A 22,815-nucleotide genomic window follows, 5' to 3' on the forward strand; every position below is an offset into this window, starting at 1 on the left:
TTGCAGCGGTTAGTAGCCCAGCGACAGCCCCGTGTTACGACGCGGGTCATTCGCGCCATAGAAGCGGTTATTACCCACCGGCTTACCCTCCAGGGACGGTGCCCCTACCAGGATCGCCGCCAAGTGGTTGGCATCCTGCGGCCCGGCGAACTTATGGCCCCAGCTTTCCAGAATCTTCTGGGTGTCCGGGCTGACCGCAAAGGTTTCAAGGTTGGTGGTTTCCGGCATCCACTGCTGGTGGAAACGCGGCGCGTCCACGGCTTCCTGGATGTTCATCTTGTAGTCGATGACATTCAGGATGGTCAGCAAGGTCGCAGTAATGATGCGGCTGCCGCCCGGCGTACCCACCACCATCACCGCCTTGCCATCCTTGGTCACGATGGTCGGGCTCATCGACGACAGCGGCGCCTTGCCCGGTGCGATGGCGTTGGCTTCACCCTGGACCAGCCCGTACATGTTCGGCACGCCGACCTTGACGGTGAAGTCGTCCATTTCATCGTTGAGGATCACCCCAGTCTTGCTCGCCATCACGCCCGCACCGAACCAGTCGTTGAGGGTGTAGGTCACCGAGACCGCGTTGCCCCACTTGTCGACGATGGAATAGTGGGTGGTGTTGTTGCCCTCATGGGGTGACACACCCGGCTTGATCGCCTGGGAATCCCCGGCCTTTTGCGGCTCGATGGCGTCGCGCAGTTTGGCCGCGTAGTTCTTGTCCAGCAGATGCTCGATCGGGTTCTTCACAAAATCCGGATCGCCCAGGTAGCTGTTACGGTCCACGTAGGCGTGGCGCATGGCTTCGATCTGGTAGTGCAGGCCCTGGGCCGAGTGATAGCCCAGGTCGGCCATCGGGTAGCCTTCGAGGATGTTCATGATCTGGCAGATCACCACACCGCCCGAGCTTGGCGGCGGTGCCGAGACCACGTGGTAGCCACGGTAGTCGCACTCGATGGGCGCCAGTTCGCGGGTCTTGTACTTGTCGAGGTCGGCCTGGGTGATGATGCCCTTGCCGGCCTGGCTGGAATCCACCAGGGCCTTGGCGACCCAACCTTTATAGAAGCCGTCGCTGCCCTTGGCGGAGATTTCCTTCAGGGTTTTCGCCAGGTCTTTCTGCACCAGCTTCTGGCCGACCTGCAGCGGTTGGCCGTTGTGCAGGAAGATCCCGCGCATATCCTTGTCTTTTTCGAACTCGCCGGTGGCGGTGTGCAGCAGGTCGATATCGCCCTGCTCCAGGGCAAAGCCGTTTTCCGCCAGCTTGATCGCCGGGGCAATCACTTGGGCGCGCTTGAGGGTGCCGTACTTGCTCAGCGCCAGCTCCATGCCGGAAACAGTGCCGGGCACGCCGACGGCCAGGTGCCCCTTGGCACTCAGGCCTTCAACCACATTGCCGGCCTTGTCCAGGTACATGTCAGCGGTGGCCGCCAACGGGGCTTTTTCGCGGAAGTCGAGGAAGGTCTTGCGTCCGTCCGCCAGTTGCACGGTCATGAACCCGCCGCCGCCCAGGTTACCGGCCGCCGGGTACACCACCGCCAGCGCGTAGCCGACCGCCACGGCCGCATCCACCGCGTTACCGCCGGCCTTGAGTACATCCACACCCACATGCGTGGCCAAATGCTGGGCGGTTACCACCATGCCATTTTCACCGGCCACCGGGGCCTGGGACGCGGCTTGCACGCCGCTGACCGTCAACACTAAGGCGGTGGCAATTAACGTGCGGCTGAAGGGTTGGTATTTCATCCATGGCTACTCTAGTTATTGAGATGCACCAAAATAGCCCCTCGCGAATTTAATCCCCAGCGCAATGGCGTTTTTATTACAGAACTTGTCGGTCACAGAACGGCACGTGCAAAGCCGCGTTGCAGATCCTCGATCAACGCCGCTGCATCTTCCAGACCGATATGCAGGCGTACCACCGGGTTCAGCGCACGGTCGGCCGCACTGTCGCGGTCGCGGGTGTCGGCCACAGTGACCAGGCTTTCATAGCCGCCCCACGAAGCGCCCAGGCCAAACAGCTGCAAGCCGTCGATAAAACGCTCGACGTAAGCGGCGTCCGCATTCATCAGTTCAAACGACAACAACCCATTGCTGCCGGTGAAGTCCCGGCGCCACACCCCATGCCCCGGATGCTCGGGCAAGGCCGGATGGAACACGCGCTTGACCTGCGGTTGCGCCTGCAACCAGTGGGCGATCGCCACGGCCTGGCGCTCGTGCACATCCAGGCGTGATGCCAGGGTGCGTGCGCCGCGCAGGATCAGGTAGGCGTCGTCGGCACTCACCGCATTGCCGAAGGTGTCGCTCATCCTGCCCAGCGCCGGCCAGGCCGCTGGTGTGGTGCACACGCAGCCCATCATCACGTCGCTGTGGCCGCCGAGGTATTTGGTCAGGGCCATGATCGAAATATCCGCGCCCAACGCCAGGGGCCGGTACAGGTAGCCCGAGCCCCAGGTGTTGTCGACGGCGAGCAGGATGTCGCGTGGTTTGCACAACGCCGCAATCGCCGGCAGATCGCACAGTTCATACAACAGCGAGCCCGGCACTTCGGCGTAGACCAGCCTGGTGTTGGCTTGCAGTTGCGCTTCCAACCCTTTGCCATCGGGTGCGAAGTAGCTGACCTGGATGCCGAACGGCTGGAGGAATTCACGCGCCAGCTTGCGCACTGGCGAATACACCGCATCGGTAATCAGCACATGGTCGCCGGGGCGAAGGTAGGCCAGGAACACCTGCGCCGCTGCCGCCAGGCCAGTGCCGTAGAGCCGCGTGCGAAAGCCGCCTTCCAGCTCGGTGACCAGGTCTTCGAGGGCATGTGAGGTCGGGTTGCCACGCGCACCGTAGGTCAGCACCCGCTCGCTGTCGCGGCGGGCACGGGCGTCGCGCATCTGCGCCAGGTTGTCGAACAGCACGGTGCTCAGACGCGTGATCGGTACGTTGACGGCACGGCCGCCGTGGCCTTTTTCGGTACGCGCGGCGTGGATCAAGCGCGTGCGCACCCGCGAGGGCGCGGCCAACGGCTTGAGGCTGGCGATTTCCGCTTCGCTCATTTGCGCGAGCAAGCCGATTTCCCAGGCCAGGTACTGGCGCGCGGCGTCCTTGTTGCCGCTGTGACGGTCGTGGGTGAAAAACAGAAAGTCGATGCACTCGGCGTCGGGCGGCGTGTGCGGGTCTTCGTTGACCGGCAGGCCGGCCGAGACCCACGCGACGAAGCCACCGTCGAGCAACCTGGCCGACAGGCCTTCGGCAGCAAACGCCGCCAATGCCGGGTCATCCGCCACCAGCACCAAGGGACGATGATCGGTCTTGAGCCGCGCACGAATCGACCAGCGCGAACCGGCAATATGCCCCTTGCGATAGGCCATGCTCGGGCGCAGGTCGATCAGGTTCACATCGTTCAATTCCAGCGCCAAGTCCTGGGCACTGATCAGCGGCAACGGCTCATACGCCACCGTTGGCAACACCGGCAGCGCCAGGCCGCTGTCGATACCACCGCTGAGCACATAGGCTTCGTGCCCGAGTTGACGTAGCCAACTGGCGACAATCGGCGCACGCACGCCATCGCTGTCCACCAGCACGATGCGCGCCTGGCGCACGCCGATATACAGGTCGGTGGACTGGATCAACTGCCCGCCCGGCGTGTGTTGCGCGCCCTGCAAGCTGCCCGCGGCAAACTCTTCAGCAGTGCGCACATCACACAAGAACAGACTGCGCTGCGCGTCATCCGCCCATTGTCGAACCTGATCCGCCGATACCGTCACCACCCCTGCCCGCTCGGCCAATTGCCGCGCAGCCAGGCGCTGCCGAGCCAGGTCAGTGCTGACCTGATCGGCATAACGCCGAGTACTGCCATGTTCCAGCTGGAAATCTTCCAGGTACCAGCCCTGGGTACCGTTTTCCAGGGCATAGATAGGGTTTTTCAAGCCCAGGTTGATCAGGGTCTGGGCGCCGATAATGCTGCGCGTACGCCCGGCGCAATTGACCACGATGGGCGTGCTGTCATCCGCCACCAGATCATGCACGCGATAGCCCAACTCACCGTTGGGGCAGCAGATGGAACCGGGGATGGTCATCTTGCGGTATTCATCGAACGGTCGCCCGTCGAGCACCACCAGCGGCGCGCCACTGGCTTGCCAATCGGCCAGTTGCCGAGCGGTGACGTGAGGCGTATGGCTGGCCTCTTCGACCAATTCGCCAAAGGCCTTGGACGGCACATGCACGCCGGCAAACAACTGCAAGCCCGCCGCCTGCCAACCATCGGCGCCCCCCTCCAACACATGCACGCGGCGGTAGCCCAACACTTGCAAGCGCGCGGCGACAAGCGCCGCCACCGTACCGCCGTCCTGGTCATAGATCACCAGCCGCACCTGCGGGTTGGGCGCCAGGCGGCGTACCTCCAGCTCCAGGCGGCTATAGGGCAGGTTCACCCCATGGAACAGGTGGGCCTCACCGTATTGCCCGTGCTCGCGCACGTCGAACACGGCAATTTCCTGCCCGTCGAACAGCCATTGCTGCAGTTGACGTGGGGTGATGGTCTGGCTCATGGAAGTCCCAACAATTAAGAGAAAAGTGACTGCAACGCGTCAGGCATAGGCCTTGATCGACGGCGCCATCTGCGAGGCGTTGTAGTTGAGGATGCGGCCGTCCGCGTCCACACCGTAGCGGCCGTTCAGGGATTCCAGCGGCAAGCCATACAGGTGGAAATGCAACGTGGCCTGCTCACCTTCAACCTTGATGCCATGCAGGTCTTCACCGAGGAACGAGATCGACGTGCCCGGCTGCACGATCACTTCCTTTTCCAGGCTGAGGGAGGTGAAGCCCGGCTCGTGGCCTTCGTCATTGCGTGCATAGACGTAGTTGATCTCCTGGCCTTCCACCGCGCTGATGATCGCCCAGGTCTCATGGTTGTGCGGCAGCGTGCTTTTGCCCGGCAACAGCGAGTTGAGGTACAGGGTCGGCGTATCGCCGTCGTCGTTCAGGCGATAGCGGAACGCGGTGCTGCCCTGCCCTGGCACAGGCGCGGGGAATTCATCGAAGCTGAACAGGTCGCGGCGCTCGGCCAATTGTTCCAGCAGGCCGACGATGTCCACCAGGGCTGCGCGGTCTACGCCGCGCTGGTTGATGACGCGGATCTGCTGCAAAAACGCCTCGATCACGGCGGCACGGTTTGCGTTGCTCATCACGGTTTTCCTTTTATCAGACTGACAGGCTGTAACGGCCCAAGTTGGTCAACAGATACGGGTCATGCTTGAGCGGGCCACGGCGCCCCGTATCGCCCAAGGCATGGCGCAGGAACGTCTGGGTGCGTTCGCTGCTGGGATTCTGAAAGATGCTCTCAGCGCTGCCATGCTCGACAATCACGCCGTTTTCGGTGAAGTACACGACGTCGCTGATCTCCTCGGCGAAGCGCATTTCGTGGGTGACCAGTACACAGGTCATGCCCTCTTCGGTCAGCTCGCGAATCACCGTCAGCACCTCGCCGACGGTTTCCGGGTCGAGCGCCGAGGTCACTTCGTCAAACAGGATCAGCTCCGGGCGCATCGCCAGGGCGCGGGCAATCGCCACGCGCTGCTGCTGGCCACCGGACAGTTGGCCTGGGTACGCATCGGCCTTGTGCTCCATGCGCACCTTGGCCAGCAGCGCCCGCGCGTCTTTTTCCGCATCGGCACGGCTGCGACCGAGCACCTTGCGCGGCGCGATCACCAGGTTTTCCAGCACCGACAAGTGCGGGAACAGGTTGTATTGCTGGAACACAAAGCCGACGCGCTTGCGCAGCTCGATGCGCTGGGCTTCCTGGACCAGGCTGTCGACCTGGGTCTGACCCACGCGAATACTGCCGCGCTGGGGCTGCAACAGCCCGGTGATGCAGCGCAGGATCGTGGATTTGCCCGAGCCGGACGGGCCGATGATCGACACGGCCTGGCCACGCAGCACGTCGAGGTCGATGCCCTTGAGCACCGGGTTGGCGCCGAACGACAAGTGCACATCCCGCAGGCTCACCAGGGGTTCAATAGAAGGCATAACGGCGCTCCAGGTGTTGGGTCAGGCGGGAAATCGGGTAGCAGTAGGCAAAGAACAGCACCAGCAGGCTCAGGTAGATCACCACGGTAAAGCCGGTCATGTTCACGGTGTTGCTGGCGATCTGCGCGGTGTCGATCACGTCATGCACGCCCACCAGCGAGGCCAGCGCAGTGCCCATGGTGACCACCGCGTAAAGGTTCATCCACGGCGGCAACATGCGCTTGAAGCACTGCGGCAGAATGATCGAGCGAAACAGCTGGCCACGGGTGAATGCCAGGGACCGCGCGGCTTCCCATTGGGTACTGGGGATCGAGCCGATGGCGCCCCGGAAGATTTCCGCCACGTTGGCGCTGGCCGGTAACGCCAGGCCGATAGTGACCTTGACCCAATCGGGGAACGACACATAGCTGCTGCCGATACGAATCTCGAACGGGAACACGTAGGTAGTGAAATAGATCAGCACCAGCCACGGCGCATTGCGAAACACCTGCACCCACAGCCGCGCCACAAAGCCCAGGGGCGACAATGCCAATGCACCGATCAACAGACCCAGCACCGAACCCATGCCGATCGCCAGCAGGCTGATCAGAATGTTCTGGCCAAAACCGACCAGCAGTGCCGGCGACCATTGCAGCAAGGCCGACAGCACCGGGAATGAATCAATGGCCATAGCCGGGCATCCTCAGGCGCGCTTCGAGCCAGCGCCCCACACAATTGACGATAAAACTCAGCAGGCCGAAAAAGCTCAGGATCAGGAGCATCAGCTCCAGCACGTTGTCGCTCTGGGTCCAGATCATGATCGCCGCGTAGGTGATGTCGCCCACCGCAATCGCGGAGGCCACGGCGGTCATCTTCACCAGGTCGATCAGGTTGTTGATCAGCGACGGCAAGGCAAAGCGCAGCGCCAGCGGCAACTGCACATTCCACAACAACTGGCGGCGGCTGAAGGCCAGGGAGCTGGCGGCCTCCATCGTTACGGCAGGCACCGCTTCGATGCCGGCGCGCAGGGCCTCGGCATGGAACGCGCCCTTGTGCAGGGAGATCACGATCACCACCCAGGCAAACGGCGTCAGCGGGTTGGCCGCGCCGACCGCCTGGGTCAGCAGCATGTTCAACACCAGGAACGCGCAGTACAGCTGCACCAGCGTCGGCGTGTTGCGCGTCACTTCCACGAACACCCGCGCCGGCTTGGCCAGCCACGGGTTGCCTGAGGTCAGCATCGCCGCCAGCGTGATCCCCGCCAACAGGCTGCCGATGATCGTGAACAGGCACAGCAGACCGGTGGTCAGCGCGCCCTCGACCAGGCTGCCGCGCTGATAGGCGTCCAGCAGGAAGGTGTAGTTCAGGCCAATGCCGGCGGCCCAATGGACGAACACTTCAAGCAGATGACTCATCTCCATTGCCGGTTCAGGCGCCCTTGAACTGTTTCTGCAATTCCACCAGGGCCGGCGATGCCGGGCTGATGCGGTTGCGGGTCTGGGCCTCGATCAGCCAGCCGCTGCGGTGCAGTTCCTTGACGATCGGATCGAGCTTGGCCTGGGTGTCGCTCTCGCCGCGACGGGTCCAGATCACCGACGGTGCCGGGTTGAGTTCCGGGCCGAGGACGCGGTAGTCCTTCCATTCGGCGCTGTCGTTGACCAACGGGTTGATCAAGGTGGCGTCGTGCACCGCCGCGACGCAGTTGTTACCGCGCAGGGCCAGCAACGACTCGGAGGAGCTCTTGAACGCCTTGAGCTGCGCACCGAATTCAGTCAGCGGCTTGACGTAGCTGCTGCCCTGGGAGGTGCACACGGGCTGGTCCTTGAGGTCTTCCCAACGGGCGATCTTGCTGTCTTTGAGCACCGCAGCCGCACCGCCGACGCGGTAGAACGGGGTCGGCACAAAACCGAGGATCTCACCGCGCTCGGCGGTCCATTCCATATTGGCAATCAGCAGGTCGACCTTGCCCTGCTGCAGGAACTGCACACGGTTGGCCGGCAATACCGGCACCAGTTGCACCTCGGCCTTGAGTTGACGGCCCAGCTCGTTGGCCAGGTCGACGTTCAAGCCTTTGGGCTGTTGCGTGGCGGGGTCGATGCTGCCAAACGGACCGCCGGACAACAACACGCCCACCACCAGCACATGGCGCTGCTCGATCTTGTCCAGCGTCGCATCGGCCTGCGCCGCCACACTGCCGCCCAGGGCGATCATCGACCCCAGGGCCACCGGCAACCATTTCTTGAACATCATTGGACTTCCCCCTGGCGAATGATCGGCGTACCCCGACCTGATGGAGGGGCATGCTAGGGAGAGTGCGAGGGCAACGGAAATGCAAATATCTCATATCGTTATAACTCACCGTCTTTGCACCACCTTCAATTTCGGCATATCCCATTATTCATTGGCCCAGGCAAAAATCCTCTTCACTCATACATAAATATCTGTAATGTTTAACTTCACACACTTGATGTAAAACCGCTTCTGGAAATGGCCATGTCGACCCTCGACCTTGAACTTCTGCGCACCTTTATCGCCGTGGTCGACCACCACAGCTTCGCCGAAGCCGGCACGCACCTGGCGCGTACCCAGTCATCCGTGACCCAGCATATGCAGCGCCTGGAACAGCAAGTGGGTGTGAGCCTGTTCGAAAAGCGCGGCCGGCAAAAACAACTGACCGAGCCGGGCCTGCAGTTGCTGCGTCATGCACGGCAGATGCTCGCGCTGAATGACGATGCACTGAACTCCCTGCGCGAAAGCAGCTTGAGCGGCGTGCTGCGCATCGGCTCGCCCCACGATATCGCCGACACGATCCTGCCGCCGATCCTCAGCCATATCGCGCGCTCCGCGCCACGCCTGCGCCTGGAGATCGACGTAGGCCGCAGCCCGTTCCTGATGGACGACCTGCACCGGGGCAAGGTCGACATGGTGATTTCCACCCGCTCCGACCCGAACCTGGAAGGCTTTGCGCTGCGGACGTCGCCGGTGTGGTGGATCTGTTCGGCGCAGTACATCCACCAGCCGAGCGAACCGCTGCCGCTGATCCTGGTGGACGAGCCGAGCATCTACCGACGCTACGCCCTGGAGGCGCTGGAACAGGCGAATATCCCCTGGCGCCAGGCGTATCTGGCATCGAACCTGATCGGCATCAAGGCCGCCACCCGCGCAGGGCTCGGGGTAACGCCGCGCAGCATGGAAATGCTCGGCCCGGATATGCGCGTGCTGGGCGAAACGGATGGATTACCGAGGTTGCCGGAGGTCACGTATTACCTGTGGATTCGGCCGAATACGGCGAACCCGATTGCGCGCAAGGCGTATGACTTGATCCGGGGCAGCCAGGGCCTGTAAAGAGCGTGCTGGCATCTGGATTTTATCCCGTTAGAATCATCGCCATTCCCGCCTGCCCTCCCTGACACGAGCCCCTTCATGAGCTTTGATTTCGACACGATCCACCCCCGCCTCGGCACCGGCAGCACCAAGTGGAACCGCTACCCGGCCGATGTGTTGCCGATGTGGATTGCCGACATGGACATCGCCGCGCCGCCCGCCGTGCTGCAAGCCCTGCACGCGCGCCTCGACCAGCAGATTCTCGGCTACAGCGTGGCCGGCCCGGATGTACGCGAGGCCATCGTCGCCGACCTGTGGTCCAAGTACGCCTGGCGCGTGCAGCCCGACGACCTGCTGTTCCTGCCCGGCGTCGAACCCGGTTTCAATATGGCGCTGCACGCTTTTGTACAACCGGGCCAGCCAGTCGTGCTGCAAACCCCTAACTATCGGCCGATTCGCCTGGCGCCCGGCCACTGGAACCTGCCGCGTATCGAAGTACCGTTCCAATTGCGCGGCGCTGAATACATCACGCCAATGCCCGCCCTGCGCGAGGCCCTGACCGGCGCCGGCGCACTGCTGCTGAGCAACCCGCACAACCCCATCGGCAAGGTCTTCCCCCGTGAAGAACTGTTGGCCGTGGCCAATGCCTGCCTGGAAAACGGCGCGCTGATCATCAGTGACGAAATCCACGCCGAGCTGTGCTTCGACGGCCGCCGCCACATCCCCACCGCTAGCCTCAGCCCGGAGATTGCCCAGCGCACCATCACACTGATGTCGGCGAGCAAGGCCTACAACGTAGCCGGTTTGAAGACCTGCTTTGCCGTGATCCAGAACGCCGAGATTCGCGAACGCTTCAACCAGGCCCGCTGCGGCATGGTCGACAGCGTCAGCCCCCTGGGCCTGGAAGCCACCCGCGCCGCCTACAGCCAGTGCGGCGCATGGCTCGACGCGCTGAAGCACTACCTGCAAGCCAACCGCGATTACCTGTTCGACGCCGTGCAAACCCGCTTACCCGGCGTGGTGATGCACGCGCCACAAGGCACGTTCCTGGCCTGGCTGGACTGCAGCGCCCTGGGCCTGGACGACCCACAGCAATTCTTCCTGGAGCAGGCCAAGGTTGGGTTGAGTGCGGGGATCGAATTCGGTGACGACAGCCAGCAGTTCGTGCGCCTGAACTTCGGCTGCCCACGGGCTTTGCTGGAAGAGGGTCTGCAACGTATGGAGCGTGCGCTGCAGCAGCGCTGAGGCACCGTCGCAGGTTTTCTCAATGTGGGAGCAGCGCTCCCACATCAGGTGGGCGTCACAGCTTGGCGATGGACACTTCGGTGGACTTCACAAAGGCAATCACCTCACTGCCTACCTTCAATTCCAGGTCACGCACCGAGCGCGTGGTGATCACCGAAGTGACGATGCCGGACGCGGTTTGCACGTCGATTTCGGACACCACCTCCCCCAGCAGAATTTCCTTGATCACGCCCTTGAACTGGTTGCGCACGTTGATCGCTTTAATGGTCATGTCGGCTTTCCTTTTGGCTGTTGGGTCAATCCGCACGAATGCGCAGGCCTTCAAAGTGCGCTATCGCGCAGAACATTAAAAGGAATATATAACTCTTTATTTATTCCATAAAAACATATGCGCACTGTTGCCCCACCAACAGCCGATCAACAATTTGCTACCCCCGTAGCAGCTGCGGATTTGGATAAGGCCATATTTACGGTTAAGACGATATCTACGCGGGGTAGCGGTGACCTTGGCATAGAGACTGCATATTCCTTTAAAGCATGATGAGACATTAAAAATCATCTTTCTGAATATAAGAAAAGCCTTCTCTCAACGCCTTGTCCGGAGCTGTTCCATGAAACCCTTCACCCAGCGTTTACTCGGCGCCTGCGCCCTCGTCCTGAGCCTGCAGCCGCAGGCATATGCCGCCGAAACCGATCCCGCCGAAGTCAACCTCGACTACGCCTACTACTCGCCGGTCAGCCTGGCGCTCAAGCACTTCGGCTGGCTGGAACAGGCCCTGCCCCAGAGTAAAGTCGGCTGGGTCCTGAGCCAGGGCAGCAACCGCTCCCTGGAATACCTCAACAGCGGCGGCGTGGATTTCGCTTCGTCGGCCAGCTTGTCTGCCGTGTTGAGCCGGGCCAATGGCAGCCCGATCAAATCGGTGTACGTCTACAGCCGCGCCGAATGGACGGCCCTGGTGGTACGCAAGGACTCACCACTCAACAGCGTCAGCGACCTGAAGGGCAAGAAAATCGCCGCCACCAAAGGCACCGATCCGTACCTGTTCACCCTGCGCAGCCTGCAACAGGCCGGGCTGAAAAAAGACGACGTGGAGCTGGTACACCTGCAACACCCCGACGGCCGCACCGCCTTGGAAAAAGGTGACGTGGACGCCTGGGCCGGTCTCGATCCGCACATGGCCGCCAGTCAAATCCAGGCCGGTTCGCGCCTGCTTTATCGCAACAAGGACTTCAACAGCTATGGCGTGGTGAGCGTCACCGAGAAGTTCGCCAAGGCGCACCCACAGACCATCACCAAGGTGCTTGGCGCTTATGAAAAAGCCCGGGATTGGGCCGTGAAGCACCCGGATGAATTCGCCAAGCTGCTGGCGGATGAATCCGGCCTGCCGTTGGAAGTGGCCAAGCTGCAACTGTCGCGCACCGATCTGAGTACGCCGTTGTTGAGCGCCAAGGATGTGCAGTCGTCCAAGTCAGCGGCGCCGATCCTGGTGTCCGAGGAATTGGTGCGTCGTGGGGTAAATGTGGACCAGGTGATCGATCAACTGATCGACCCTTCGTTTGGCCAAACCCTGCCGCAGCAGTAAGGGGCGCGTGATGACCAGCGAAAGCCAAGCATTGCCCCTTCCGGCCCCCGTGGCCAGCCAGCGCAGCGCCTGGCCACGACGGTTCAAAGGCCTGGTCCTGCCGGTGCTGATCCTGTTGATCCTGGAAGTGGTCGTGCGGGTAGGCTGGCTGCCGTCCTACCAGATGCCGGCCCCCAGCGAGATCGCCGTGACCCTCACCGACCTGGCCGAGGGCGCCTTGTGGAAGCACATCAGCGCCAGCCTCGCACGGGTGCTGCTGGGCTTTGCCATCGGCGCCAGCCTGGCCCTGGTCTTCGCTGCCTGGGTCGGTTTGAGCCGTGAGGCCGAAGCCTACCTGGAACCGACGTTCGCCGGGCTGCGCTCGATCCCAAGCCTGGCCTGGGTGCCCTTGCTGTTGCTGTGGCTGGGCATCGATGAAACCTCGAAGATTGTGTTGATCGCCATTGGCGCGTTTTTCCCGGTGTACCTCAATGGTGTCGCGGCGATTCGCGATATCGACCGCAAGCTGGTGGAAGTGGGCCAGATGTACGGTTTCAGTCGCCGCCGCCTGGTGCGGCGGATCCTGCTGCCCGCGGCCCTGCCCGGCCTGTTCACCGGGCTGCGCAGTGGCTTGAGCCTGGCGTGGATGTTCCTCGTGGCGGCCGAGCTGATCGCGGCGACCAAGGGCTTGGGTTATCTGCTCAGCGATGGGCGGGAAACCTCGCGGCCCGACATTGTGCTGGCCGCCATTATCGTGTTGGCGCTACTGGGCAAGGTCAGCGACGGCCTGCTCGCGGCGCTGGAGAAACGCTGCCTGGCCTGGCGCGATACCTTCAACGGCCAAGGAGCGGAACAATGAGTACCCAGCCGTTATTGGACATTCGGGTGGAGCGTAAAAGCTTCGCCAGCACCACCGTGTTGAAAGACGTGCGCCTGGCCTTGCAGCCTCGCGAAGCCGTCAGCCTGCTGGGCCCCAGCGGCTGCGGCAAAAGTACCTTGCTGCGGATTGTCGCCGGGCTGGAAACCGACTTTCAGGGCGAGCTGCAAAGCCCCGACGGCCAAGTGGCATTTGTGTTCCAGGAGCCTCGGCTGATGCCCTGGCTCACGGTCGAGCAGAACATCGGTTTCAGCGATGACCACCACTACGACAAGGCCTGGGTTGCGCAATTGATCGAGGAAGTCGGCCTCAAGGGCTTCGCCCAGGCGCTGCCCAAGGCGTTGTCCGGCGGCATGGCACAGCGGGTGGCGATCGCACGCGGCCTGTATTCACGCCCGCAGGTGCTGTTGCTGGATGAACCGTTCAGTGCGGTGGATGCCTTCACCCGCATGAAGCTCCAGGACTTGCTGCTGCAACTGGCCGCGCACCACGCCATCGCCCTGTTGCTGGTGACCCATGATGTGGACGAGGCACTGTACCTGAGTGATCGGGTGCTGGTGATGGACAACCGGCCCAGCAGCATTCGCCAGGAACTGGTGGTCGACCTGCCCCACCCGAGAGACCGACGTGATCCGTTGCTGGCCCGGCTCAAGGCGCTGGCCTTGACCGAGTTGCAGCGTGCCCACGTGATCTGAGGACTACTCACCACAGCCAGCCTGCTCACCGCAACAAGCAGGCTGGCCACAAAACCGCATCAAGCCGCCTTGCGCAAGCTCACCCAATAACGCGTTCGAGATTGCACTTCCAACCCCAGGGTCGAGGCCAGCAGGTTGAGGATACGGTCGGTGTCATCCAGGCGGAAACTGCCGGTCACCCGCAGCGCTTCCAGGCTTGGATCCCAGCGCAACACACCGGGCCGATAACGTTCCAGCTCGCGCAAAAAGTCACCCAACGCTTGGTTCTGCGCGGTCAGCACGCCATCGCGCCAGCCCAGTTGCAGCACATCGAACGGCACCCAGGCGCCAAGCCCGGCGGTTTGCAACGGTGCTCGCTGGCCCCCCTGCAACGTCGTCAGTCTTCCACTCAAATCACGCACCTGCACCGCCCCCCTGAGCACCGAGACCAGGCACCCGGACGTCAATTGGCGTACGCACAACTCAGCCTGGCTGACCCTCAGCTCACCGTAGCGGGTGTGCACGCTCATCGCCGTCGAGCCCGGTACATTCAGCGCCAGCTCCCCGTCGACCAGGGTGATGCGCCGCTGCGCCAGGTCCACATCCACGGCCGTGGCCGTATTGAGTTGCAGGCTGGCGCCGTCGCCCAGGGGCAGGCGCTTGCGTTCGCCAGTGGCGGTGTTCAGGTCGGCACGCCAAGCCTCGATGGGCAACTGGCGGCTGATCAGCCAGGCCGTCGGCACCAGCGCTGCCAAGCCCAAGGCACGCTTGAGCACGGCACGCCGCCCCGGTTGCGGGCGGTCGAGACTGGCCATTGCGAGCGCCTGGGGCAAGTCGCTGAAACGCTGGCGCAGGGTTTGGGCTCTTTGCCAGGTCTGTTCATGCTGGGGATGGCTGTCGCGCCAGTGCTGCAACGCGGCGTGATCGCGTTCGGTGGCCGCGCCGGATTCGAGCAGCGCCAGCCACTGGGCGGCGGCGCGCGCAACGTCGCGACTCACAGCTCCACCAGCAGGCAATGCTCGTAGGCCTGGGCCATGTAGCGCTTCACCGTCCGTTCGGACACCTCCAGGCGCTCGGCAATCTCGCGATAGCCCAGGCCTTCCAATTGGCTCCACAGAAACGCGCGGCGTACCAGCACCGGCAAGCCATCGAGCAATTCATCCAGGGCTTGCAGGGTTTCCAGCACCAGCCAGCGCTGTTCGGGCGACGGCACACAGGACTCGGGCAAAGTGGCCAGGGCCTTCAGATACGCCTGCTCCAGGCTTCGACGCTGATGAAAATTCACCAGCAGGCGCTTGCCCACCGTCACCAGGTACGCCCGGGGTTCCTGCATCTGCGCAATCGGCTGGGCACTGGCGAGTACCCGCAGAAACGTGTCCTGGCTCAGGTCGGCCGCATCCCAGGCATTGCCCAGGCGCCGGCGCAGCCAGCTTTCCAGCCAACTGCGGTGGTCACGGTACATGCTCGACAGCGTCAGTTCAGGGGCGTGCGTGGGGACTACAGCATCATTCATGGCAACAACCTGCACGGCGCGATTGAGTCTCAAATGAGATTCATTCTATTTAATATCGCGCCGGGACACCATGATCTTTTCAACGTCGTGTTTAACGCGGGATTCCGGCACTCAGAGCCCGCGTTGGCGAAGCCACTGCAGGAAGCCCTTCTTCACTGGCGCTGCTGGCACCTCCTGGGTCAGGACCTGGGCGGCGTGCAGACGGAAATCCAACAGCGCCTTCATCGCCTCGCCAATGTCGTGACGCGCGTCCAGGCACGGTTTCAAGTATTCATTCTCGATGCGGTACAGCGTGCAAAAGGTCTTGGCGGAAAAGTCCGCGAGCGTCGCCTCATCCGACAGGATGCCCGCCTCGCCAATCACCTCTCCCGGTCCCATGCGCCCGGCTTCGAATACATGGCCGCCCTTGGTCAGCATCACTGAGACCACACCGGACTCGACGATGAACAAATGATCGCTGACCTCCCCCGCCGGCAGGATCATCTCGCCGGCGCGGTAGGTGTGCAGGGTCATGTTCTGGCTGAAGGTGTCTTTCTCTTCCTGGCGCAGGGTGGAGAAAATCGACGAACGCTCCAGCAACGCCCGCGCGGCGGACATGGCCGGTGGCGCGCTGCTTTCGGTCGCCGACAACACGCCCACGCCCGCCGCTTGCAAGTGCCGGAACGCAAGGTCATAGAGCTGGTTGCGCACCTCGCGCTTGAGGGCCATGGCCGGCACGAAGCCGCTGATTTCATACTCCACGCCGCCACTGGCGGAGGTCTTGAACGCCACGCTCGGCGCAGGCTTGGCCAACAACGGCCGGCAACCCTGCATCGCACGTTCCAATGCTTCGATCACGGTTTGCGGACGTGCATGGGGGCTGACCTGCAGGCTGACCGCCAGCCCGAACATATCCGCCGGACGCGAGAAGTTAATGATCTTGGCCTTGGCCGCCAGGGAGTTGGGGATCACCGCCATGCTGCCCTGGGAGGTTTGCAGGCGCGTGGCGCGCCAGTCGATGTCGGTGACCCGCCCTTCGGTGCCGTCGATGGAGATCCAGTCATCGATCTGATAAGGCTTGGTGGTGTTGAGCACAATCCCGGAAAACACATCACTGAGGGTACTTTGCAACGCCAGGCCGACGATGATCGCCACCGCGCCGGAGGTGGCCAGCACGCCCTTGACCGGCAGGTCGAGCACGTAGGCCATGGCGGCGATGATCGCGATGAGGAAAATCACCGCGCCCATCAGGTCCTGCAACAATCGCCCGGTGTGACCCACCCGCTGCATCATCACCGCGCCCAGCAACACCGTCAGCGTACGCGCCGCAAACAGCCACCAGCCGATCTGCAGGGCCGTGGCGGCCAGGTGCAAGGCGGTGTTGTCGGTGTAGGGCGCGAGTTGCATGGGGTTCATGCCGTCGTTGAACAGCACGGCACTGAACACCGCGAAGATCGCCAGCCGCGCGGCCAGCTTCCAATTGGCCAGGTCGGCAGAGATCAGGCGCCACACGGCGATGTCGATAAAGATCAGCGCCACGGCGCACAACATCGGGTGATCAGCGATAAATGAGGGCATCCAGGCGACTCCAGGGCGAATGACGGGAAGATCGCATGAAATAGAGGTTGCGGGTATAGCGCAGAAAAAATATTCGGGCAATGGCACTGTGATTCGAAAACCACAGACAGGAGAGTTTTAACTGAGGGGTATTAGCATATACAACTTCCTTCAGATAATTCTGAAGAAGCGTCTAAACACATTACAAGCATCACGAACAATTCAAACCACTCAATCTAAACACGCTCACGATCCAAGACCACAAGAAATGTACTACATGTCTTTGGGACGTGATTGCTTTGAAAATAACCAAATTTAGTACGAGGCTGTAAGCGAAAGCCAATAGGAAATTAATCATGACCATCGCAAAAGACGTTTCAATTATTGGGGCGGGCCATATGGGGTATGCAATCGCTACCGGTTTAATACAATCATCTCCAAACATATCGATAGCAGGTATTGACCTTGATCATGTCCACGACAAAGAAATGGAAGATGTGGGCATCCATGTAATAAACAGCTTACCAGAGCGCTCAGCTTCGAAAATCATGATTCTGGCCATCCCACCCCAAGCATTTATAAAATTCGTAGAAATCAATTCCCAGATTAAGCATCATGCCGGAATAACAGTTTCAGTCATGGCAGGAATCAATCTATCTGATCTCGTAGGCCGTCTAAAAACCTCCCAAGTCTGCCGAGCCATTCCTAATCTTCCTTGCGCCGTCAACGAAGGCATGGGTGTATTAATGTACGCACCCCGAACTACGCAGAAAAACAGGCGAGTCGTTAACGAACTATTCTCGAAACTCGGTAGTTTTCTCATCGTGGAAGAGGAAAAGCTCATTGACGATGCCACAGCGTTGGTAGGCGGAGGTCCCGCCTACGTTTCTTACTTTGCACAAGCTCTTATTGAGTATGCTTTGATGGCAGGCTTCGATAAACCTGACGCTTATTCCATGGTTGCGCAAACTCTGCGAGGATCCTCAGCGCTTCTGGAGTCGTATAAAGAGTCGCCAGCAAAAATTTGTGAAAACGTCATGACGCCAAATGGAACAACAGAAAAAGCCATAAGTTTTTTCAAGGAGAAAAAGGTACAAGCAATCATTATGGACGGGCTGAAATACGCCTGTGCACGCTCAAGAGAACTTGGACGGAGACCTTAGGTATGCTGGGATTAATTGATCATGGCTCGGCAGGTAATTTTCACGTTGAAAATAACTGCAAGAAATGTCTTGATGAGCCCTATAAAACTTATTTTGGCTTAGGGCAAAGCGTGAGCCTGACTCAGGCTCCTGACGTATTTAAAGTGAGCCGTGCAGGCATAAGACTAGGAAATTACCTAGTACAATCATTAAATCCAAAAAACCTCAATAGCAGTTTTTTGGATATTGGCACAGGAAGTGGAGTCCTTGCGCTATTGATGCGCAAGCTCGGTGGCAATGATATTACAGCTACAGATATCTGCGAAAAATCCATTGCACAGGCAAAAATCAACGAACATCTCAACTTTAAACAACCGACCATTTCCTTTTTTGTGAGTGATTTATTTGATGGTCTTTCGGAACAACGATTCCAAACTATCGTTTTTAACCCTCCTGGTTGGCGAACACCCTCTCGATCACTGATTCAGCGATTGGAAACCCGAGGTCGGACAGGCCAGTTGCCCATACGCAGTATGTTCTACGGTGATGAGGTTATAAGCCGCTTTCTTGATGAGTTACCAAAATATCTTAACCCCACAGGAGTAGCAATTGTCGGGTTAAACTCGCTGGTAGGAATACGCGACATTTTGGAAAGGTACAACCGAAAATATAGCAACGCCCCTCCATTAACCTATAAGTTAATTGAGCGACACACGCTCCCACTTATTCATTATTCAACGCACTGGAAAGCACTAGAGAAACACTTAAAATTAGAGTTTGAAACGTGGCAGGCTTTGGATTTAGCCACATACTCCACCGATAAAAATGGTGATATTTACTGGTCATATGAAATTATCGAATTTTCTCATCACCAGAAATAACCGATCATGAACGCATATAAAACATCTAGATCAACGCACGCGCTTTCCATATTTCTATGTGGACTGGCAAACTTTCTTCTGGGGACCTCATCTCTTTACTGGAGAGGGCTCAGCGATATTTCGCCCATAACATTGATCGCCTATCGAATCACACTATCCGCTGCCATCCTCACTCTTTTCGTCGGTTTGTTTCATCAAAAAAGAAACATAAAAAAACTCACTATAAAATTAGTTTTTCTACATTGCATTGCTTCGTTACTCATCGCAGTAAATTGGGGATCTTTCATCTGGGCCTCCATTCATGGGCTTTTTTTAGAAAGTGGCCTTGGCTACCTGTTAGCTCCTTTCTTTTCTATTGCCTTAGGGATAACACTTTACCACGAGTCAATCACTTTTAAAAAAGCCCTCTCCGCACTAATCGCACTCGGCCTTATAATCGCGCTAATCATATCCTCCAACAACCTAAACCATTTGACTTACATTATAATTTCCACAACATGGGGGCTTTACACCTACATCAAAAAACTCACCCCCTTAGACATGGTAAGCGGACTGCTTGTAGAAACCATATTCTTAACTGCATGCCTAACAATAGCTACTCTAGCATTCAGCCTTCCAGTTATGTATCCCAGCGATTTTTTCACCCACTCAAACAAGCTAATCTGGCTGGCGGGCGGAGTATCCATAGTTCCTTTATTAATGCTGTCTTACTCAACAGGAAAAATACCGCTATCCCTAACTGGCCTCCTACAATTCATACTGCCCGCCACGCTTATTTTAGTTTCAATACTCACCCACACTTAAAAGACATCAGACACACCACCAGAATAACCACTATAACAATTAGCATTTTAATCGCCCTTACAAAACTACAAGCACCCAAAATTCTAAAAACAGGACTCACAAATGAACAGAAGCTATGACGTTATCGTTATCGGCCTTGGGATTATGGGGGCCGCTGCGTTGTGGAGAGTCGCATCAAAATGCACCCGATCATTAGGAATCGACGCATCCGGCCCCAGCCATTGCCACGGATCCTCCCATGGAGCGTCGAGGATATTTCGCCGGGCGTACTGGGAGGGCGAAAAATATCTTCAACTACTTAATCACGCTGATTTGCTGTGGAAAGAACTGGAGCAAGTAACTCAAAGACACCTGCTGTTTCGCACGGGAGGAGTTTTCATCGGAGATAAATCCAGCCGTATAGTGTCCGGAAGCATTGAAACCGCGAAAAAGGGAAAAATTGAGCACGAGGTATGGATCGCTTCAGATGCTAGAAAGCATTTGCCAGCATTCAACATACAGGATGAGATGGCAGTTGTTTACGAGCCTGGTGCATATGCAATTTCGGCCAGCGAGGCGAGACTGGCAATGCTGAACGATGCCGTTCTAAATGGCGCTTTCACTGAATTCGGCAACAATGTCGTAAAACTCGAAAAACATGGCACTGGCGTGCGTGTAACGACCAAAAGTGGATGTATTTATTTTGCTGGCTCGGTAATAGTCACAACAGGACCGTGGATCACTACCAACCTTATGCCGGAGCTCACTAGGTTCCTAGAACCACGTCGAGTACCAATTTATTGGTTCAAACCAAAAGCAGGCTGCGAAACTCCATTTTCTCAAGAACAATTTCCCATTTTCCTTTACGAGAGGCAGGATGGCGGACTTCTCTACGGCGTTCCCTCAATAGTCAGTAATGAACCCGACGTAAAAATCGGCTTTCACAATAGGCAGCAAAGTCCCTCGCTCCCCGGCTGGGAAAATGTTCCCGTACAACATAGATATATAACGGAAATCCCCCCAATCATAGAGTCCATATTCCCTAAACTTGAAAGCATCCCGACACAAGCAAAGAACTGTTTCTATACAATGAGTCGCGATGAATCTTTTTTGATAGGACAATCTAAAGCACTGGAGTCAACCTATTTCGCTTCTGCGTGCTCAGGACACGGATTTAAATTTGCGCCGGCTATTGGGGATGCCTTGGCTAATATGGCCATTGGTCAACAAGCAAGCTTTTCGCTGTCAGCTTTTTCAGTCGATCGATTTAACTGAACGTCGCCTAATCTTTAAAGATTAGGGCATCCAGGCGACTCCAGGGCGAATGACGGGAAGATCGCATGAAATGCCGTTCCAGGGTATAGCGAAAAAAAGTGGGAGGAGGCTTGCCTCCGATAGCCGAGTGTCAGGTTGAACCTCTGTACCTGATCCACCGCCATCGGGGGCAAGTCGAATCGTCGCACCGCCCCTCCCACATTGGCCTTGTGGCCGACCTTAATCCTGCATCTGCCCAAAACGACCCGATTGGAAATCCGCAAACGCCTGGTGAATCTCCTGCTCGGTATTCATCACAAACGGTCCATGCCCAACGATAGGCTCGTCAATCGGTTCGCCGCTGAGCAGCAACACCTTGGCGTCGTCGTTGGACTCCAGGGTGAGTTGACGGCCCTCACGTTCGAACAACGCCAATTGACCTTGGCGTGCGACTTCTTCGCCATTGACCAGCACCGTGCCGCGCAGGATCACCAGGGCGGTGTTGCGCCCGGCGTGCAGGTCCAGGGTGACGGGCTTGCCGGCGTTGAGGCGCAGGTCCCACACGTCGATCGGCGTGAAGGTGCGCGCCGGGCCCTGGGTGCCGGCGAACTCACCGGCGATCAGGCGCAGGTGGCCGGCGTCGTTGGCCAAGGGCAGCACGGGGATATCGCCGTCGACGAGGGTCTGGTAACCCGCGTCGGCCATTTTGTCCTTGGCGGGCAGGTTGACCCACAGTTGCACCATCTCCATCACGCCGCCGCTGCGGGCGAACGCTGCGGAGTGAAATTCCTCGTGGAGGATGCCCTTGGCGGCGGTCATCCATTGCACATCGCCCGGGCCGATTTTGCCGCCAGCGCCGGTGGAATCGCGGTGTTCGACTTCGCCGTCGTAGACGATGGTCACGGTTTCAAAGCCGCGATGGGGGTGCTGGCCGACGCCGCGACGCTGGTCTGTCGGGGTGAAATCGGCCGGGCCGGCGTGGTCCAGGAGCAGGAATGGGCTGATGTGCTTGCCCATCGAGTCGTAGGAAAACAGCGTGCGCACAGGGAAACCGTCGCCGACCCAATGGGCGCGAGGGCTGGTGTAGATGCCGATGAGTTTTTTCATGGTAGTCCTCCAAAGTGCATACACCTTAAAACTCGTATCAATTCGGCGCTAGAGGCTAAAAGCAACCTTGATCGTCCTACTGACAGAACGATGGACCGCAACATCCGCACAAAAACAGCGTTAATGATAATGACTCGTAGTAATATCCGCCCTCTCCCGCTCAACCCTCCGAGGGCCGCAATGCCGTTTGCCCCTGCGCCTGCCGCACCGCGCGTGCTGGTGGTGGATGACCACCGCAAGATTCGCGAACCCCTGGCCACGTATCTGCGGCGCCACACCTTTGATGTGCGCACCGCTGAAGACGCGGCCGGCATGTGGCAATTGCTCAAGACCCAGGCGTTCGATGTGGTGGTGCTCGACGTGCTGTTGCCCGATGGCGATGGCTTTGAGTTGTGCAACCAGTTGCATCGGCGTAGCAACACGCCGGTGATCCTGCTGACCGCCCGCGACACTGCCGCCGATCGTGTGCGTGGCCTGGACCTGGGTGCCGACGACTACGTCACCAAGCCGTTCGAGCCCCGGGAGCTGGTGGCGCGTATCAACAGCGTGCTGCGCCGTCAGGGCCGCGCCACCGGCCCCACCGCGCCCAGCACTGGCGCAAGGGCCTATCAGTTCTGCGGCTGGCACTTCAGCGTGACCAGCGCCACCTTACGCCGCGATGCCCACCCCGACATCCAACTCAGCACCGCTGAAAGCCGGTTGCTGCAGGTGTTTCTCACCCATCCCAATACCCTACTGCCCCGCGAACGCCTGATCGACCTCACCGCCGCCGCCGACAGCGATGTCAGCGACCGCGCCATCGACCGGCAAGTCAGCCGCCTGCGCCGCAAGCTGGCCCAGGGCGATGAAGCACCGGACCTGCTGCGCACCATCTGGGGTGGCGGCTATCTATTGGCGGCCGAGGTCAGCGAATGCACGCCCTGAGCAGGCTG

General features: G+C 59.5%; 22 protein-coding genes. 10 read left to right on the forward strand and 12 right to left on the reverse strand.

Translation table 11 applies throughout. The features are described 5' to 3' along the window. Positions 1 to 9: 9 nt before the first annotated feature. From ggt to J1G35_RS03005, 7 genes are all read right to left on the reverse strand, one after another. Entirely contained in the window at positions 10 to 1,734 is a 1,725-nt protein-coding gene (gene ggt / locus J1G35_RS02975; protein WP_141155078.1) for a gamma-glutamyltransferase, read from the reverse strand. 92 nt (positions 1,735 to 1,826) lie between these two features. Beyond that, the gene (gene metC / locus J1G35_RS02980) at positions 1,827 to 4,529 is read right to left on the reverse strand and encodes a cystathionine beta-lyase (protein ID WP_223013399.1); all 2,703 of its coding nucleotides are present in this window, start codon (positions 4,527 to 4,529) and stop codon (positions 1,827 to 1,829) included. A gap of 39 nt (positions 4,530 to 4,568) precedes the next feature. After that, a complete protein-coding gene (locus tag J1G35_RS02985; protein WP_223013401.1) occupies positions 4,569 to 5,165 on the reverse strand; it encodes a cysteine dioxygenase in 597 nt (198 codons plus the stop codon). A gap of 16 nt (positions 5,166 to 5,181) precedes the next feature. After that, positions 5,182 to 6,006, reverse strand: a complete 825-nt coding sequence (locus J1G35_RS02990) for an amino acid ABC transporter ATP-binding protein (protein WP_223013403.1) — start codon at positions 6,004 to 6,006, stop codon at positions 5,182 to 5,184. Then, positions 5,993 to 6,676, reverse strand: coding sequence for an amino acid ABC transporter permease (locus J1G35_RS02995; RefSeq protein ID WP_223013404.1), 684 nt, complete (start codon positions 6,674 to 6,676; stop codon positions 5,993 to 5,995). Before J1G35_RS02995 ends, J1G35_RS02990 begins: the two co-directional genes overlap by 14 nt. Then, a complete protein-coding gene (locus J1G35_RS03000; protein WP_053130368.1) occupies positions 6,666 to 7,400 on the reverse strand; it encodes an amino acid ABC transporter permease in 735 nt (244 codons plus the stop codon). Before J1G35_RS03000 ends, J1G35_RS02995 begins: the two co-directional genes overlap by 11 nt. 13 nt (positions 7,401 to 7,413) lie before the next feature. Continuing rightward, positions 7,414 to 8,235: a transporter substrate-binding domain-containing protein gene (locus J1G35_RS03005; RefSeq protein ID WP_053130366.1), complete on the reverse strand. Its 822-nt coding sequence runs from the start codon at positions 8,233 to 8,235 to the stop codon at positions 7,414 to 7,416. Between the two features lie 237 nt (positions 8,236 to 8,472). On the opposite strand from J1G35_RS03005, the gene J1G35_RS03010 reads away from it, so the two are divergent. Next, positions 8,473 to 9,330: a LysR substrate-binding domain-containing protein gene (locus tag J1G35_RS03010; protein ID WP_053130364.1), complete on the forward strand. Its 858-nt coding sequence runs from the start codon at positions 8,473 to 8,475 to the stop codon at positions 9,328 to 9,330. A 78-nt stretch (positions 9,331 to 9,408) separates the two neighbouring features. After that, on the forward strand, positions 9,409 to 10,554 hold the full coding sequence (locus tag J1G35_RS03015) for a PatB family C-S lyase (RefSeq protein WP_223013406.1): 1,146 nt from the start codon (positions 9,409 to 9,411) through the stop codon (positions 10,552 to 10,554). Between the two features lie 55 nt (positions 10,555 to 10,609). On the opposite strand, the gene J1G35_RS03020 is transcribed toward J1G35_RS03015, so the two are convergent. Further along, the gene (locus J1G35_RS03020) at positions 10,610 to 10,825 is read right to left on the reverse strand and encodes a TOBE domain-containing protein (protein ID WP_003173733.1); all 216 of its coding nucleotides are present in this window, start codon (positions 10,823 to 10,825) and stop codon (positions 10,610 to 10,612) included. A gap of 340 nt (positions 10,826 to 11,165) precedes the next feature. On the opposite strand from J1G35_RS03020, the gene J1G35_RS03025 reads away from it, so the two are divergent. From J1G35_RS03025 to J1G35_RS03035, 3 genes are read left to right on the forward strand one after another with little or no spacing between them, the layout of a single operon-like run. Then, the gene (locus J1G35_RS03025; protein WP_223013408.1) at positions 11,166 to 12,137 is read left to right on the forward strand and encodes an aliphatic sulfonate ABC transporter substrate-binding protein; all 972 of its coding nucleotides are present in this window, start codon (positions 11,166 to 11,168) and stop codon (positions 12,135 to 12,137) included. Between the two features lie 10 nt (positions 12,138 to 12,147). Then, positions 12,148 to 12,975, forward strand: coding sequence for an ABC transporter permease (locus J1G35_RS03030; protein WP_223013410.1), 828 nt, complete (start codon positions 12,148 to 12,150; stop codon positions 12,973 to 12,975). Continuing rightward, entirely contained in the window at positions 12,972 to 13,688 is a 717-nt protein-coding gene (locus J1G35_RS03035; protein ID WP_223013412.1) for an ABC transporter ATP-binding protein, read from the forward strand. Before J1G35_RS03030 ends, J1G35_RS03035 begins: the two co-directional genes overlap by 4 nt. 59 nt (positions 13,689 to 13,747) lie before the next feature. On the opposite strand, the gene J1G35_RS03040 is transcribed toward J1G35_RS03035, so the two are convergent. From J1G35_RS03040 to J1G35_RS03050, 3 genes are all read right to left on the reverse strand, one after another. Beyond that, on the reverse strand, positions 13,748 to 14,665 hold the full coding sequence (locus tag J1G35_RS03040; protein WP_053130353.1) for a FecR domain-containing protein: 918 nt from the start codon (positions 14,663 to 14,665) through the stop codon (positions 13,748 to 13,750). Beyond that, positions 14,662 to 15,180, reverse strand: coding sequence for a sigma-70 family RNA polymerase sigma factor (locus tag J1G35_RS03045; RefSeq protein WP_223013414.1), 519 nt, complete (start codon positions 15,178 to 15,180; stop codon positions 14,662 to 14,664). Before J1G35_RS03045 ends, J1G35_RS03040 begins: the two co-directional genes overlap by 4 nt. A gap of 111 nt (positions 15,181 to 15,291) precedes the next feature. Then, on the reverse strand, positions 15,292 to 16,737 hold the full coding sequence (locus J1G35_RS03050; RefSeq protein ID WP_223013416.1) for a mechanosensitive ion channel domain-containing protein: 1,446 nt from the start codon (positions 16,735 to 16,737) through the stop codon (positions 15,292 to 15,294). A gap of 335 nt (positions 16,738 to 17,072) precedes the next feature. Between J1G35_RS03050 and proC the strand changes: the two genes are divergently transcribed. From proC to solA, 4 genes are all read left to right on the forward strand, one after another. After that, positions 17,073 to 17,879, forward strand: a complete 807-nt coding sequence (proC, locus tag J1G35_RS03055; protein WP_223013418.1) for a pyrroline-5-carboxylate reductase — start codon at positions 17,073 to 17,075, stop codon at positions 17,877 to 17,879. 2 nt (positions 17,880 to 17,881) lie between these two features. After that, positions 17,882 to 18,739, forward strand: a complete 858-nt coding sequence (locus tag J1G35_RS03060; protein ID WP_223013420.1) for a methyltransferase — start codon at positions 17,882 to 17,884, stop codon at positions 18,737 to 18,739. A gap of 6 nt (positions 18,740 to 18,745) precedes the next feature. Next, complete coding sequence (locus tag J1G35_RS03065) at positions 18,746 to 19,543, forward strand: hypothetical protein (protein WP_223013422.1); 798 nt, start codon at positions 18,746 to 18,748, stop codon at positions 19,541 to 19,543. A gap of 102 nt (positions 19,544 to 19,645) precedes the next feature. Continuing rightward, on the forward strand, positions 19,646 to 20,797 hold the full coding sequence (gene solA, locus J1G35_RS03070) for an N-methyl-L-tryptophan oxidase (RefSeq protein WP_223013424.1): 1,152 nt from the start codon (positions 19,646 to 19,648) through the stop codon (positions 20,795 to 20,797). Between the two features lie 219 nt (positions 20,798 to 21,016). On the opposite strand, the gene J1G35_RS03075 is transcribed toward solA, so the two are convergent. Continuing rightward, complete coding sequence (locus J1G35_RS03075) at positions 21,017 to 21,883, reverse strand: pirin family protein (RefSeq protein WP_223013426.1); 867 nt, start codon at positions 21,881 to 21,883, stop codon at positions 21,017 to 21,019. A gap of 180 nt (positions 21,884 to 22,063) precedes the next feature. On the opposite strand from J1G35_RS03075, the gene J1G35_RS03080 reads away from it, so the two are divergent. After that, positions 22,064 to 22,807 carry a response regulator transcription factor gene (locus J1G35_RS03080; protein ID WP_223013428.1) on the forward strand — a complete coding sequence of 248 codons (744 nt, stop codon included), beginning with the start codon at positions 22,064 to 22,066 and terminating at the stop codon, positions 22,805 to 22,807. Positions 22,808 to 22,815 lie beyond the last annotated feature (8 nt).

Origin of the sequence: Pseudomonas sp. SH10-3B (assembly GCF_019891415.1) — a bacterium.
Classification (GTDB): Bacteria; Pseudomonadota; Gammaproteobacteria; order Pseudomonadales; family Pseudomonadaceae; genus Aquipseudomonas.

Excerpts from the sequence above, each read along its gene's own strand:
- ggt (WP_141155078.1), bottom strand. The coding sequence starts at position 1,734 with ATGAAATACCAACCCTTCAGCCGCACGTTAATTGCCACCGCCTTAGTG.
- metC (WP_223013399.1), bottom strand. The coding sequence starts at position 4,529 with ATGAGCCAGACCATCACCCCACGTCAACTGCAGCAATGGCTGTTCGAC.
- J1G35_RS02985 (WP_223013401.1), bottom strand. The coding sequence starts at position 5,165 with ATGAGCAACGCAAACCGTGCCGCCGTGATCGAGGCGTTTTTGCAGCAG.
- J1G35_RS02990 (WP_223013403.1), bottom strand. The coding sequence starts at position 6,006 with ATGCCTTCTATTGAACCCCTGGTGAGCCTGCGGGATGTGCACTTGTCG.
- J1G35_RS02995 (WP_223013404.1), bottom strand. The coding sequence starts at position 6,676 with ATGGCCATTGATTCATTCCCGGTGCTGTCGGCCTTGCTGCAATGGTCG.
- J1G35_RS03000 (WP_053130368.1), bottom strand. The coding sequence starts at position 7,400 with ATGAGTCATCTGCTTGAAGTGTTCGTCCATTGGGCCGCCGGCATTGGC.
- J1G35_RS03005 (WP_053130366.1), bottom strand. The coding sequence starts at position 8,235 with ATGATGTTCAAGAAATGGTTGCCGGTGGCCCTGGGGTCGATGATCGCC.
- J1G35_RS03010 (WP_053130364.1), top strand. The coding sequence starts at position 8,473 with ATGGCCATGTCGACCCTCGACCTTGAACTTCTGCGCACCTTTATCGCC.
- J1G35_RS03015 (WP_223013406.1), top strand. The coding sequence starts at position 9,409 with ATGAGCTTTGATTTCGACACGATCCACCCCCGCCTCGGCACCGGCAGC.
- J1G35_RS03020 (WP_003173733.1), bottom strand. The coding sequence starts at position 10,825 with ATGACCATTAAAGCGATCAACGTGCGCAACCAGTTCAAGGGCGTGATC.
- J1G35_RS03025 (WP_223013408.1), top strand. The coding sequence starts at position 11,166 with ATGAAACCCTTCACCCAGCGTTTACTCGGCGCCTGCGCCCTCGTCCTG.
- J1G35_RS03030 (WP_223013410.1), top strand. The coding sequence starts at position 12,148 with ATGACCAGCGAAAGCCAAGCATTGCCCCTTCCGGCCCCCGTGGCCAGC.
- J1G35_RS03035 (WP_223013412.1), top strand. The coding sequence starts at position 12,972 with ATGAGTACCCAGCCGTTATTGGACATTCGGGTGGAGCGTAAAAGCTTC.
- J1G35_RS03045 (WP_223013414.1), bottom strand. The coding sequence starts at position 15,180 with ATGAATGATGCTGTAGTCCCCACGCACGCCCCTGAACTGACGCTGTCG.
- J1G35_RS03050 (WP_223013416.1), bottom strand. The coding sequence starts at position 16,737 with ATGCCCTCATTTATCGCTGATCACCCGATGTTGTGCGCCGTGGCGCTG.
- proC (WP_223013418.1), top strand. The coding sequence starts at position 17,073 with ATGACCATCGCAAAAGACGTTTCAATTATTGGGGCGGGCCATATGGGG.
- J1G35_RS03060 (WP_223013420.1), top strand. The coding sequence starts at position 17,882 with ATGCTGGGATTAATTGATCATGGCTCGGCAGGTAATTTTCACGTTGAA.
- J1G35_RS03065 (WP_223013422.1), top strand. The coding sequence starts at position 18,746 with ATGAACGCATATAAAACATCTAGATCAACGCACGCGCTTTCCATATTT.
- solA (WP_223013424.1), top strand. The coding sequence starts at position 19,646 with ATGAACAGAAGCTATGACGTTATCGTTATCGGCCTTGGGATTATGGGG.
- J1G35_RS03075 (WP_223013426.1), bottom strand. The coding sequence starts at position 21,883 with ATGAAAAAACTCATCGGCATCTACACCAGCCCTCGCGCCCATTGGGTC.
- J1G35_RS03080 (WP_223013428.1), top strand. The coding sequence starts at position 22,064 with ATGCCGTTTGCCCCTGCGCCTGCCGCACCGCGCGTGCTGGTGGTGGAT.